The sequence below is a fragment of the Prauserella cavernicola genome, from assembly GCF_016595675.1.
GTDB classification, from domain to species: Bacteria; Actinomycetota; Actinomycetes; order Mycobacteriales; family Pseudonocardiaceae; genus Prauserella_A; species Prauserella_A cavernicola.
Genome location: NZ_JAENJH010000001.1, coordinates 764244 through 776558, shown reverse-complemented (window position 1 = coordinate 776558; position 12315 = coordinate 764244). Strand labels below are relative to the sequence as shown.

General features: G+C 71.4%; 13 protein-coding genes. 12 read left to right on the top strand and 1 reads right to left on the bottom strand.

Going from position 1 to position 12315, the window contains the following annotated elements:
- Positions 1-26 precede the first annotated feature (26 nt).
- The 12 genes from JHE00_RS03815 to tsaA all read left to right on the top strand — a co-directional run bounded on the left by JHE00_RS03815 (position 27) and on the right by tsaA (position 11136).
- Positions 27-1721 (top strand): thiamine pyrophosphate-binding protein, encoded by a 1695-nt coding sequence (locus JHE00_RS03815; RefSeq protein ID WP_200314753.1) that lies wholly within the window; start codon positions 27-29, stop codon positions 1719-1721.
- A 5-nt stretch (positions 1722-1726) separates the two neighbouring features.
- On the top strand, positions 1727-2923 hold the full coding sequence (locus JHE00_RS03810) for a CaiB/BaiF CoA transferase family protein (RefSeq protein ID WP_200314751.1): 1197 nt from the start codon (positions 1727-1729) through the stop codon (positions 2921-2923).
- Positions 2924-2925: 2 nt separating this feature from the next.
- Entirely contained in the window at positions 2926-3642 is a 717-nt protein-coding gene (locus JHE00_RS03805) for a GntR family transcriptional regulator (protein WP_200314749.1), read from the top strand.
- Positions 3639-5066, top strand: coding sequence for a xylulokinase (locus JHE00_RS03800; protein ID WP_200314747.1), 1428 nt, complete (start codon positions 3639-3641; stop codon positions 5064-5066). Before JHE00_RS03805 ends, JHE00_RS03800 begins: the two co-directional genes overlap by 4 nt.
- Before the next feature lie 34 nt (positions 5067-5100).
- Entirely contained in the window at positions 5101-6153 is a 1053-nt protein-coding gene (locus JHE00_RS03795; protein WP_200314745.1) for a protein kinase family protein, read from the top strand.
- A gap of 188 nt (positions 6154-6341) precedes the next feature.
- The gene (locus tag JHE00_RS03790) at positions 6342-6959 is read left to right on the top strand and encodes an ATP-dependent Clp protease proteolytic subunit (RefSeq protein ID WP_200314743.1); all 618 of its coding nucleotides are present in this window, start codon (positions 6342-6344) and stop codon (positions 6957-6959) included.
- Positions 6960-7153: 194 nt separating this feature from the next.
- A complete protein-coding gene (locus tag JHE00_RS03785; protein ID WP_200314741.1) occupies positions 7154-7318 on the top strand; it encodes a hypothetical protein in 165 nt (54 codons plus the stop codon).
- A gap of 155 nt (positions 7319-7473) precedes the next feature.
- On the top strand, positions 7474-8226 hold the full coding sequence (locus tag JHE00_RS03780; protein ID WP_200315816.1) for an NPP1 family protein: 753 nt from the start codon (positions 7474-7476) through the stop codon (positions 8224-8226).
- Positions 8227-8361: 135 nt separating this feature from the next.
- Positions 8362-8568, top strand: coding sequence for an antitoxin (locus JHE00_RS03775; RefSeq protein WP_200314739.1), 207 nt, complete (start codon positions 8362-8364; stop codon positions 8566-8568).
- 196 nt (positions 8569-8764) lie between these two features.
- The gene (locus tag JHE00_RS03770; protein WP_200314737.1) at positions 8765-9439 is read left to right on the top strand and encodes a GntR family transcriptional regulator; all 675 of its coding nucleotides are present in this window, start codon (positions 8765-8767) and stop codon (positions 9437-9439) included.
- On the top strand, positions 9432-10625 hold the full coding sequence (locus tag JHE00_RS03765; protein WP_200314735.1) for an MFS transporter: 1194 nt from the start codon (positions 9432-9434) through the stop codon (positions 10623-10625). Before JHE00_RS03770 ends, JHE00_RS03765 begins: the two co-directional genes overlap by 8 nt.
- Before the next feature lie 19 nt (positions 10626-10644).
- Entirely contained in the window at positions 10645-11136 is a 492-nt protein-coding gene (gene tsaA / locus JHE00_RS03760; RefSeq protein WP_200314733.1) for a tRNA (N6-threonylcarbamoyladenosine(37)-N6)-methyltransferase TrmO, read from the top strand.
- A 16-nt stretch (positions 11137-11152) separates the two neighbouring features.
- Here the strand turns inward: tsaA and JHE00_RS03755 are convergent, their stop codons facing one another.
- Complete coding sequence (locus tag JHE00_RS03755; protein WP_200314731.1) at positions 11153-12313, bottom strand: NAD-dependent formate dehydrogenase; 1161 nt, start codon at positions 12311-12313, stop codon at positions 11153-11155.
- Positions 12314-12315 lie beyond the last annotated feature (2 nt).

Sequence of the window (12315 nt, the reverse complement as noted above, 5' to 3'; positions counted from 1 at the left end):
GACACGAAAGAAAGCGGATCACCTCCATGAGCACTTCCAAGACCGGTGGCCAGCTGGTCGTCGACATGCTGCGTTCCTTCGGCGTCGAGTACGTCTTCGGCGTCGTCGGCGGCCAGACGCTGGCGATCACCGACGCGATCATCGACACCCCCGGCATCGAGGTCGTCCACACGCGGCACGAGAACGCCGCCGCCGTGATGATGGACGCCTACGGCAGGCTCACCGGCACACCGGCCGCGTGCATCTCGACCACCGGACCCGGCGCGACGAACCTGATCACGGGTGTCGGCGGCGCCTACCGCGACTCCAGCCCCGGATTCGTCCTCACCTGCAACAACAACGGCGAGAACATCCACAAGGACGACGCGCAGAACGCCGACCACGTGGAGCTCATCAAGCCGCTGGTCAAGTACTCCCGCCTGGTCGCGCACGCGTCGTCGATCAAGCAGGCGATGGAGGAGGCCTACGTCAACGCGCTGACCGGCAACCCCGGCCCGGTGCACCTCGACTTCGCCCGCGACACCATCGAGAACCAGGTCGCCAATCCGCCGTCGGTTCCCGAGGTGCACCCGAGCCGCGACTGGGTAGCCGAGCGACCCTCCGCCAACCCGGTCGCGCTCGCCAGGGTGGCCGAGCGCGTGCTCTCGGCCAAGCGCCCGGTGATCTGGCTCGGCAACGGCGGCAACCGCGCGCGGGCCGACCAGGAGGTGCTGGCGCTGGCCGACGCGCTGGGCATCCCCGTGGTCACCACGTTCAACGGCATCGGCTCGGTGCCCACCACGCACCCGCTCGTCTACGGCGCCGTCAGCCGCATGGGCACCGTGCTGTCCGGCGACGTGCTCGGCGAGGCCGACCTCGTGCTCGCGCTCGGCAACAGCCTCAACGCCGTCTCCACCGGCCGCTGGAAGCGCGCGCTGCCCGAGGTGGTCCAGGTCGACGTCGACCCGACGATGATCGGGCGGTACTACTCCGAGATCACGCAGGGCGTGGTGAGCGACCTCGGTTCGTTCTCCCGCGACCTCGTCACCGCGGTCGGCGAGCGCGCCGGGGCGGCGAAGCAGGGCCGCGCCGAGTGGCTCGCATCGCTGGAGGCCAAGCGGTCGGCGTGGTGGCAGGGATCCGAGGTCAGCGACAGCGACGCCGAGGGTGAGCTCTCGCCCGCCGACATCGTGCGGACCCTGCGCGAGGTCTCGCCCGACGACACGCTGCTGATCCCCGACGCCGGCAACCCCGGCGTGTGGTCGTTCCTCTGGGAGATCACGCGGCCGAACACCTACATCAAGCCCGTCGGCTTCGGCAACATGGGTTTCGCGCTGCCCTCGGCGATCGCGGCCTCGCTGATCGACCCGAGGCGGCCCGTGCTCGCGCTGATCGGCGACGGGTCGCTCGGCATGAGCATGGGTGAGCTGGAGACGCTGGCGCGCGTCGGCGGCAACGTGTGCATCGTGGTCCTCAACGACTCGAGCTATGGCAACATCCGCCAGGAACAGGAACTGCACTTCAACGGGCGCACGATCGGTGTCGACTTCGGAGCGGTCGACTACGGCATGGCTGCCAGGGCGATGGGAGTCGGCGGCGAGGTGGTGACCAGCCTGTCGAAGCTGCGCCAGCGCGTGGCCGACGCCTTCGCCGCTGGCGAGCCCGTGGTGCTGGACGTGCCGATCGACCGCGACGTCAACGCGTGGACGTTCCCGTCGTTCGTGGCGCCGAAGAAGGGATGACGAGAATGGCGAACGCTGCAACGGGGCCGCTCGCCGGGACCAAGGTGCTCGACCTCTCGCGGTTCATCGCGGGGCCGCTCTGCGCGCAGATCCTGGCCGACTTCGGGGCCGAGGTCGTGAAGGTCGAGCGGCCGGCGGGGGAGGACTCGCGCCATCACGGGCCGTACTTCCACGACGAGAGCATCTACATGTTCCTGTACCACCGGAACAAGTACGACGCGAGCCTCGACACCCGCCACCCCGAGGCACTCGGCATCCTGGAGCGCCTCATCGAGTGGGCCGACGTCGTGGTGGAGAACTACCGCCCGGGCACGATCGAGAAGATGGGGATCGGCTACGAGCGGATGAAGGAGCTCAACCCCGACATCATCCTCGTCTCGATCTCCGGGTTCGGCCAGACCGGACCGGACTCGCGCAGGGCGCTGTTCGACGCGATCTCGCAGGCGTCGTCGGGGCTGATGGACATGACCGGTGAGCCCGGTGGCAAGCCGACGTTGTCGGGCACCTACATCGCCGACTACACCACCGGCTACCAGGGCGCGATCGGTGCGCTCATGGCGATCCTGCACCGCGAGCGCACGGGTGAGGGACAGCTGGTGGACATCGCGTCGTTCGACACGATGTTCTCCGCGCTGGGAATCCGGCTGATGTCGGAGCTGATGCTCGGCGAGGACATGCCGCGCAGCGGGTCGCGCGACCTGCTCACGGCTCCGGTCAACGTGTACGAGGCCGCGGACGCGCCGATCTACATCCAGGCGGGCACGGCGTCGCTGTTCCCGAAGCTGTGCGAAGTGATGAAGCGGCCGGAACTGGCCGAGGACCCCCGCTTCGCCACGGTCGAGGGCAGGATGACGCACCAGGAGTACCTGGAGGGCGAGATCGGCGCGTGGGCGGCGACGCTGACCACCGACGAGATCGCGCGCGTGCTCGACGAGGCCGGGGTGCCCTACGCCAAGGTCGCCTCGGTGGCCGAGGTGGCTCAGTCACCGCAGATCGCCGCGCGTGACATGATCGTCGAGTCCGAGCACCCCGAGCTCGGCACGATCCGGATGCCCGGCAACCCGGTGAAGCTGGAGAAGACCCCGGCCACGGTCCGCAAGGCGCCTCCCCAGGTGGGCGAGGACAACGAGTACGTCTACCGGACGATCCTGGGCATGTCGGGCGAGGACGTGGACCGGCTGCACCAGGCGGGAGCGATCTGATCATGGCGCGCGCACCCAGGTACCGCGTGATCTACGACGACATCGTCTCGCAGATCCAGGATGGACTGCTGGCTCCGTCGGCACAGCTGCCCGGCGAGAACGATCTCGCCAAGCAGTACGGCGTCAGCCGGATGACGGTCCGCCAGGCACTGGACCTGCTCGACTCCGACAACTTCGTCGTGCGCAGGCAGGGCAGTGGCACCTTCGTCAGCGAGACCGCGAAGCGCGGGCGCAGGCTCAACCGGCTCCGCTCGTTCGCCGACGAGATCGCGGGTACCGCGGGTGAGGTCCAGAGCCGCATCGTGCGGGCCGAGACGGCGCCGGCCACCGCGGAGGTGGCCGGTGTCTTCGGCATCGACGAGGGCGACATGGTCAACCGCGTCACCCGCGTGCGGCTGATCGGCGGCGCTCCCGCCGCGTTGCAGGACGCGTGGGTGCCCTACGCCGTGGCGCCCTCGCTGTGCCGGGAGCCGTTGCTCGGCGGCTCGCTGTATCGCACGCTCACCGAGCGCTTCGGCGTGCAGCTGCGCTACGCCGACCAGTCCATGACCGGCGCGCTGCTCGCGGGGGAGCAGGCCGAGCTGCTCGGCACCGAGCCGGGCGGCGCGGTGCTCGAGGCCCGCCGCACGACCTACGGCGCGGCCGCCGAGGTCGTGGAGTTCACCACAAGCTGGACATTGCCCGCGTTTCCGGTGCTGCTGCGGATCGACGCCGAATGAGCGCTCACGTCATCGCGGTGGACGTGGGCACCTCGGCGGTGCGCGCGGCACTGGTGAACGCCGACGGACAGGTGGTCTCGTCGGCGCACGTCCGGCGCGCGTCCGGGCTCGGCGGCGAGACCTTCGACGCGCACGCGCTCCACTCCGACGTCGTGGCCGCGCTCGCCGGGCTCGACGGCGGACCGGCGCCGTCGGCGCTCGCGATCGCCGCGCACATCGGCACGATCGCGGTGGACGAGGCGCTCGAGCCGGTCGAGCCCGGCGGCGGCTGGGCCGACCCGCGCGGTACCGCGGAACTGGCCGCGCTCGACGCGGACACCACGCGCGAGCTCCTGCTGGCGTCGGGCCGTCCGGCGCCCACCGGGGGAGCGCTGGCCTACCTGCTCGGGCTCGATCCACGGCTCGCCGCCCGCGTGACTGCCGTGCTCTCGCCCAAGGACTACCTCGTCGCGCGGCTGACCGGCCGGGTCGTCACCGACACCGTGGACGCCGCGTACACGCTGGCCTCCGACGTGCGCGCCCGCGCGTGGAACACGAGTGCGCTCACCCGGCTCGGGCTCGACCCGGCGCTCTTTCCCGTACAGGCCGAACCGGCCTCGGTCGTCGGTGAGCTCACCGGCGACGCGGCCGCCGAGACGCGCCTGCCGGCCGGACTGCCCGTGGTCGCGGGCGGGCCCGACGGTTCGGTCGGGATCGGACTGTTGCTGGGCACGCGCGAGGACGTGATCGCCGACGTCGCGGGCACCACCGATGTCGTCGGCAGGTTGCTGCCGTCCGGGGTCGCCGTGCCCGGCGGCGCGATGCTGAACCCGTCGGTGCTGCCGGACCGGTTCGTCGCCGGTGGAGCAACCGGGCTCACCGGTGGCGCCGTGGCCCGCTGGCGCGGTCTCGTCGGTTCCGTCGAGGAGGACCGCCTCACGGCGTTGGCTCCCGGCGCGGACGGCCTCACGGTGCTGCCCACCATGACCGGTGCGCGGTTCCCGCGCTGGCTGCCGGGCGCGCGCGGCGCGGTGCTCGGGCAGCGGCCCGAGCACGACGCGGCGCATCTGCTGCGCGCGGCGCAGGAGGCGGCGACGTTCACGGTCAGGGAAGGACTGGACCTGCTCGACCCGACGGTCGAGCTTCCCGTCGCGTTCGCGGGTGGCTCGGCGCGCAGCGCGCAGGTGGCGCGGTTGCGCGCCGACGCGCTCGACCGGCCGCTGCTGGTCTCGCCGGAGCCGGACGTGACGTTGCTGGGTGCGGCGGCGCTGGCGTTGCTGGGTTCCGGCGCGGTGACCGATCCCGACGTCCTGCGCACCCGCCTGGTCGGCGCGCTGCGCGAGGTGGAGCCCGATCCGGCGCGGGCGCGCGCCTACGCGGAGGTCTACGCCGACTGGCTCCGCGCGCGCGACAGCGTCGACAGTCTCGGGACAGCGACAGTCTGACCCTCGCGTTGCCACCGCTTGGCATGATGGGCCGATGTCAGCTGCCAGACGGGCCCGCCACGACACGGTCTCCGGCGCGCTCGCGTCCCGCGACGACGCGGCGCTGTCGGCGCTCGTGGACACGGCCTCGGCCGTCGGCGTCGGCGTCGGTGGCGGTTCGGCGATGCTCGACGTCGACGGGGCGCCGGTGTTCGTCAAGCGTGTCCCGCTGACCGACCGCGAACTCGCGCGGCCACGGTCCACGGCGAACCTGTTCGGGCTGCCGCTGTTCTGTCACTACGGCATCGGCAGCCCGGGGTTCACCGCGTGGCGCGAGCTGGCGGCGAACCAGGTGGTGACCGACGGGGTGCTCTCCGGCGAGACGGAGCTGTTCCCGCTGCTGCACCACTGGCGGGTCCTGCCCGGTCGCCCACCGGTCGCGGCCGAGCACGCCGACCTCGACGCGGCGGTCGACGCTCTGGACGGCCATCCCGCCGCCCGCGCCCGGCTGGAGGAGCTGGCCGCCGCGTCGCACAGCCTCGTGCTGTTCTCCGAGTACCTCCCGCATCCGGTGGGCGGCTGGCTCCGGCAGGACCCGGCGAGCAAGGCCGAGCTCGTGGAGCGGCAGCTGGCCGAGATCGTGGCGTTCCTGCGCGAGCGTGAGCTGCTGCACCTGGACGGGCACTTCGGCAACCTGCGCACCGACGGCGAGCGGATCTACCTCACCGACTTCGGCCTGGCCACCTCGGCGCGCTTCGACCTGTCGGCCGCCGAGGCCGGTTTCGTCGCGCGCCACGAGGAACACGACGCGGACTACGCCGCCATGCGGGTGGTCAACTGGCTGGTGACCGACGTGTGCGGCGTGCCGATGCCCGCCGGGGGCGGGCCGGTCGCCCGCAACGAGTACGTGCTGCGGTGCGCGGCGGGGGACATCCCGGCGGACGTGCCACCGGTCGTAGCCGCGATCCTGGCCCGGCACGCACCCGCCGCCGCCCGTATGAACGGCTTCTACTGGAGGCTGTTCGGCGGCGACGTCCACGCCGAGTATCAGCGGGCGCGTTCGTCGGACACGCCCTGGCGCGCGAGCACCGACTCGCGGCGCCCGTAGGCCGGGTAGAACAGCAGGCCACGAGGAACCGCAGCCCGAACCGCGGGCACCGGGTCGCCGCCGATCGCCGGTAGCGAACATTCGCCCCTCCACAGCGGCAAGCCGTACGCGCTGAGTGAACGAGCGGGACGCGGCGGGTGTGGCGCGGATACGTTTCCCCCACACCGCAACGGAAAGGGGAAACCAACGTGACCGCGCCGGACGGACACTCCCGCCACATCCCGTCGTTCGTCGAACGAACCGGGTACGGACTCATGCAGTCCACTCCGTACCAGAAGCTCTTCGAGGACCGGCAGATCATGCTGGGCGCCCCGATCGACGACGTCTCGGCCAACGACGTCATGGTGCAGCTGCTGCACCTGGAGTACGAGAACCCCGAGCGCGACATCCTGCTCTACCTCAACTCGCCGGGTGGCTCGATCACCTCGCTGATGGCCATCTACGACACGATGCGCTACATCCACGCCGACGTCGCTACGGTCTGTCTCGGACAGGCGGCCGACGCCGCCGCGGTGCTGCTGGCCGCGGGTGCGCCGGGCAAGCGGCTGGCACTGCCGGGGGCGCGGGTGGTGCTGACGCAGCCGAGCGTCGAGGGCGTGCGCGGGCAGGTGTCCGATCTGGAGATTCAGGCGGCGGAGATCGGCCGCAGGCGGGCGCAGCTGGAGTCCATCCTGGCCTGGCACACCGGCAGGGAGCCCGACGCCGTCTCGGCCGATCTGGAACGGACCACGGTCCTCACCGCGGACCAGGCGAGGGAGCGCGGGATCGTGGACGAGGTGCTGCCCGCACGGAGGGCGGTAGCTTAGTCCACAGTGGATCTTTTAGACCAGGTACGAGGGTCGGGCTCCACGGCCCGGATGGCGAGGTGCCGACGGGACTCGCGGTTCGTGCGTTGCCCACCGGTGACCCGACGCGGGCGTCGCCGCCCGGCCGATCGGCCGATCGCACCAATTCCACTACTGCGCGGTAACGCCGAGGGGGTGTTGTCCGACTTCCCAGCATGTTGTTCCCTCGCCTGAGGGCCCGCTGCCGGCTTCGCCGGGCCTTGCGAGCGTGGCGGCGTGAGCTCAACGCCGTCCCGCACCCGCACCTCGACACCCGGCTCGCCGCCGACCTCGCCGACGAGCTGCGCGCGCACCGGCACGACCACGTCAGGGGTCCGTGACCCCGCAGTGTGAACGACCGGCACTATTCGACTTTCGTTGGTTGATCGTTGGCGCCCGATCCTGCTTGGCTCTGTTACGGCCGTGCCGGCAGTGATCGAGAGGATCTCCGTTGACCAACGTCCAGACCACCCGGCGCCGGGGGCGCGGGACAGTCATGTTCACCCTGCGCGCGCTCGGTGCCACCGCGTTGCTGCTGGTGGTGCCCCTCGCGGGCCAGGCCTTCGCCGAGCCGCCCGGCGCCCTGCCCGCGAGCCACGCCGAGGCCGACGGCACATGGCAGCCCGCGTTCGACTACGACAAGGACGGCTGTTACCCGACGCCCGCCATCGGCGCCGACGGTGCGATCGCCGAGGGGTTGAACAACTCGGGTGCGCTGGACGGCAACTGCCGGGACCAGTCCGATCTGGACAACACGAACTCGTACTCCCGCGCGAAGTGTGACGATTCGGGCTGGTGTGCCTACCTCTACGACCTGTACTTCGAAAAGGACCAGGTGGTGGCGGGCGTCGACGCGTTCGGGCACCGCCACGACATCGAGCACGTCGTGGTGTGGGTCAACGAGGACGAGGCGCGCTACGTCTCGGTCTCGGCACACGGCGACTACTCGACGTATGCGGCCTCGGACGTGCAGTGGGAGGGCACGCACCCCAAGGTCGTGTACCACAAGGACGGTGGCAGCACCCACGCCTTCCGGATCGCCTCGACCGGCGACGAGCCGCCCGAGAACCACTACGGCACCTGGCAGTACCCGGACCTGGTCAGCTGGGACAACTTCCCTGCGGGAATCCGGGACGCACTGACCTCGGCCGACTACGGCAAGGCCAGCCTGGCGATCAAGGACGGCGCGTTCGAGAGCAACCTGGAGAAGGCCAAGCCCTCGGACATCCCGTTCGATCCGCACGCCTGAGCCGAGGAGCCCGCTCACACCTTCCGGGGTCACGCGATGGCATGGGTTCCGGCCCGAACCCGTTTGCCGCGCGCCCGCGCCGACCACCCTCCGCGCACCAGGCCGATGAGCGGCCCGGACCCTGAGGAGGTTGACGTGAGCTTGTTCGACAAGGCCAAGGACGCCCTGAACAAGAACCCGGAGAAGGCGGAGCAGGGCATCGACAAGGCCGCGGACGCGGCGAAGTCGAAGTTCGGCGACCACGCCGACAAGATCGACCAGGGCGCCGACAAGGCCAAGGACTTCCTGGGTGGCGGCGACAACGGCAACAACAACGGCGGCGGCGACCAGCACCAGCGCTAGCCTCCCCGCGCACGCGAGGCCGGATCCCGGGAAACCCGGGGCCCGGCCTCGCGCCGTGTCCGGGGGTCGCAGAGGGCTTCAGGTGTGATCCAGGTTATAAGCTCGCTGATGCCCACAGCTCCGACGCCGGCTTGGGCCGCACTTTTAGTGCTCATCCAGTGGCCAGGTACGCTATAGCCGTTGGAGAGGAGTTGGGATGAGCGAGCCTGCGGCCTCACTGGTGACCAAGAGCGAGCTGGCCTACGACAGCGTCCGGGAGAAGATCCTCACCGGGGAGTTCCAACCCGGTTCGGTGATCAACCAGGCGACGCTCGCGCGCACGATCGGCATCAGCACCACGCCGCTGCGGGAGGCGCTGCGGCGGCTCAAGGCCGAGGGCCTGGTGGAGCTCGACGCCCATCGCGACGCGCGCGTCGCCGAGCTCAAGGCCGAGGAGGCGCGCGACCTGTTCGAGATGCGCCGCTCGCTGGACCCACTGGCCGCCGGGCTGGCCGCGCAGCGCAGGACCAAGGCCGACATCGCCGCGATCCGCGACGCCGTCCACGGGCTCGAGGCGCTGCCGAGCGACCCCGACTACACCGAACTGTTGCACCACCGCCGGTTCCACGCTGCGATCTACCACGCCGCCCACAACGACCTGCTTATCGAGACGCTCGAAGGCCTGTGGGACAAGGCCGACCGGTACCGCAGGCTCGCGCTCGAGGTCGAGCGCGGACCCGAGGAGCGAGCGAAGAAGGACCGGGAGCACCGGCTGCTGGCCGAGAGCGTGATCGTGGGGGACAGCGACACGGCCGAGTCGATGATGCGCGAGCACATCGACACCAGCCTCGGCGCGAAGGCCGCCTGGCGGCTCATGAAGCCGCATGACTGACGGGCCCGGGACGCGCACCGCCGAGGGCGGGCGCGCGTGGGCCCTGCTCATGCACGCGGCGCTGGCGCAGGCCGTGACGTTCGTGCTCCGTCCCGCGACGGCCTACCGCGCGCTGGAACTGGATCTCTCGCCCGCGTGGCTCGGCGTGCTGTCCGGCACGTTCGCGCTCGCGCCGCTCGTGCTGGCGCTGCCGGCCGGCACCATCGTCGACCGGGTCGGCGAACGCCGCGTGATGATCACCGGCGGATTCCTGCTCACCGTCGCGGGCGGCACGTTCCTGGTCTTCGGCTCGACCATCCCGGGGCTCGTGGCGGCGAGCATCGTGCTCGGCACGGCGCACCTGTGCGCGGTGGTGGGCCAGCAGGCGCTCGTGGCCAACACCACCACCTCCGGCAAGCTCGACGCCGCGTTCGGCTACTACACCTTCGCCGCGTCGGCGGGACAGGCCGCGGGCCCGTTGCTGATCGTCCTCTTCGGAGGGTCGCAGGCGATTCCCGACACCACGCCCGTGTTCCAGGGTGCGGCGCTGCTCGCCGTCGTGGTGTTCGCGGTGTCGTTCGCGATCGTCGACGGGTCCCGGACCCGCGAGCGCGCCCCTGCGGCCACCGCGGGCGTCGGCGGCCTGTTGCGGCTGCCCGGCCTGCCGCGCGCGCTGCTCACCAGCTGCGTCGTGCTCGCCGCCGTCGACATCTCGCTGGTGTACCTGCCGGCGCTCGGCGCGGAGCGCGGCATCGCCTCCGGTGTCGTGGGCACGTTGCTGACGCTGAGGGCGGTGTCGTCGATGGCGTCGCGGCTCTTCCTCGGCAGGCTCACGCGCTGGCTGGGCCGCAAACGGGTGCTGCTCATCAGCATCGCCGCGTCGGCGGCCGGGCTCGCGGTGGCGGCGGCGCCGCTGCCGATCTGGGTGCTCGCGGCGGCCGTCATCGTCGCCGGGCTCGGACTCGGCGTGGGCCAGCCGCTGACGATGTCGTGGCTCGCCGAGTCGGCGCCGCCCGGTATGCGCGGTCGCGCGATGTCGTTGCGGCTCACCGGCAACCGCGCGGGCCAGGTGCTCGTGCCCGGCACCGTCGGCCTGGTCGCCGCGGGGCTCGGCGCCGCGGGAGTGCTCTGGGTGACGGCGGCGGGGCTGGCCTGGACCGGCTTCGCCGCCCGGAAACTCCGCGTGGACAGTCCGCCCGAGGGGTGAGGTGTGTGATGCTGCGCTGATGAGGCCGACCGTCATCGGCGTGGTGCGCACCGCGCGAACGGAACTGGAGTCCACCCCCGTACAGGCCGCGGCCAACCGGGCCGAGGAGGGCACGCTCGAACTCGACGAGCGCTTCGCCGAGGGCCTGGCCGGGCTCGCCGGGTTCGACTACGCCTGGCTGCTCAGCTGGCTCGACCGGCCGGACGGGCCGATGTCGCTGACGCACGTGCCTTTCCTGCTGCGGCGACAGGGCAGGCGGATGGGCATCTTCGCGACCAGGGGACCGCGCAGGCCGACGCCGCTCGGCCTGAGTCTGGTGCGGGTGCTGGAGGTCGGCGAGCGCACGGTGCGGTTCTCCGGCGTGGACCTGCTCGACGGCACGCCGGTGGTGGACCTCAAGCCCTATGTGGCGCGCTTCGACCGGCCGCCCGGCGAGCCCCGGTGCGGCTGGTTCGACGGCACCGAGGTGGCCGAGGGGGTCACTCCGGCCGAGCTCGGCAGACCGGAGTGATCCCGCGCGATCGGACTCAGCGGGTGACCGAGTACGACTGCGCCCCGGTGCCCGCCAGCTTGCCGCCGTCGACGATCAGGTACTCGTCGCGGATGGGTGTGCCCGCGAACCACGACTCCAGGATCTCGCGCGTGCCCGCGGCGTAGCGGGTCTGCGCCGAGAGCGAGCTGCCCGAGATGTGCGGCGTCATGCCGTGGTGGGGCATCGTCCGCCACGGGTGGTCGGCCGGAGCGGGCTGCGGGAACCACACGTCCCCGGCGTAGCCGGCCAGCTGTCCGCTCTCGAGTGCCGTCACCACGGCGTCCCGGTCGGCGATCCGTGCCCGCGCCGTGTTGATCAGGTAGGCGCCCCGCTTCATCGAACCGAGCAGGTCACGCCCGAACAGGCCCTCCGTCTCCGGGTGCAGGGGCGCGTTGATCGTCACCACGTCGCACACCGTCGCCAGGTCGGCGGCACTCGGGTGGAACGTCAGGTTCAGCTCCCGCTCGGTCGCTTCCGGCAGCCGCTGCCGGTCGGTGTAGTGCAGGTGCACGTCGAACGGCGCGAGCCTGCGCAGCACGGCCAGCCCGATGCGGCCCGCGGCGACGGTGCCGATGTGCATGCCCTCGACGTCGTAGGAGCGGGACACGCAGTCGGCGATGTTCCAGCCGCCGTCGAGCACCCACTGGTGCGAGGGCAGGTAGTTGCGCACGAGCGACAGGATCATCATCACCACGTGCTCGGCGACGCTGATGCTGTTGGAGTAGGTCACCTCGGCCACGGTGACGCCGTGCTCGATCGCGGCGTCGAGGTCGACGTGGTCGGAACCGATTCCGGCGGTGACGGCCAGCTTCAGCTTGGGCGCCTTGGCGATCCGTTCCGCGGTGAGGTAGGCGGGCCAGAACGGCTGGGAGATCACCACGTCGGCGTCGGGCAGTTCGCGTTCGAACTCCGAGTCGGGGCCGTCCTTGTCGGAGGTCACCACCAGCGTGTGCCCGGCCGCCTCCAGGAACCGCCGGAGGCCGAGCTCGCCGGACACGCTGCCGAGCAGCGCTCCCGGCGTGAAGTCGAGGGCCGAGGGCGACGGCAGCGTCTGGCCCCCGGGGTAGCCGTCGAGGCGCGGCAGGTCGTCTCGCGCGTAGGTCGCGGGGTGTCCGTCCACCGGGTCGTCGTAGAGCACGCACAGCACCTTTGCCATGG

What these genes read in the sequence shown, in the direction of transcription:
- JHE00_RS03815 (WP_200314753.1), top strand. Translation starts at nt 27, where the DNA reads ATGAGCACTTCCAAGACCGGTGGCCAGCTGGTCGTCGACATGCTGCGT.
- JHE00_RS03810 (WP_200314751.1), top strand. Translation starts at nt 1,727, where the DNA reads ATGGCGAACGCTGCAACGGGGCCGCTCGCCGGGACCAAGGTGCTCGAC.
- JHE00_RS03805 (WP_200314749.1), top strand. Translation starts at nt 2,926, where the DNA reads ATGGCGCGCGCACCCAGGTACCGCGTGATCTACGACGACATCGTCTCG.
- JHE00_RS03800 (WP_200314747.1), top strand. Translation starts at nt 3,639, where the DNA reads ATGAGCGCTCACGTCATCGCGGTGGACGTGGGCACCTCGGCGGTGCGC.
- JHE00_RS03795 (WP_200314745.1), top strand. Translation starts at nt 5,101, where the DNA reads ATGTCAGCTGCCAGACGGGCCCGCCACGACACGGTCTCCGGCGCGCTC.
- JHE00_RS03785 (WP_200314741.1), top strand. Translation starts at nt 7,154, where the DNA reads ATGTTGTTCCCTCGCCTGAGGGCCCGCTGCCGGCTTCGCCGGGCCTTG.
- JHE00_RS03780 (WP_200315816.1), top strand. Translation starts at nt 7,474, where the DNA reads ATGTTCACCCTGCGCGCGCTCGGTGCCACCGCGTTGCTGCTGGTGGTG.
- JHE00_RS03770 (WP_200314737.1), top strand. Translation starts at nt 8,765, where the DNA reads ATGAGCGAGCCTGCGGCCTCACTGGTGACCAAGAGCGAGCTGGCCTAC.
- JHE00_RS03765 (WP_200314735.1), top strand. Translation starts at nt 9,432, where the DNA reads ATGACTGACGGGCCCGGGACGCGCACCGCCGAGGGCGGGCGCGCGTGG.
- tsaA (WP_200314733.1), top strand. Translation starts at nt 10,645, where the DNA reads ATGAGGCCGACCGTCATCGGCGTGGTGCGCACCGCGCGAACGGAACTG.
- JHE00_RS03755 (WP_200314731.1), bottom strand. Translation starts at nt 12,313, where the DNA reads ATGGCAAAGGTGCTGTGCGTGCTCTACGACGACCCGGTGGACGGACAC.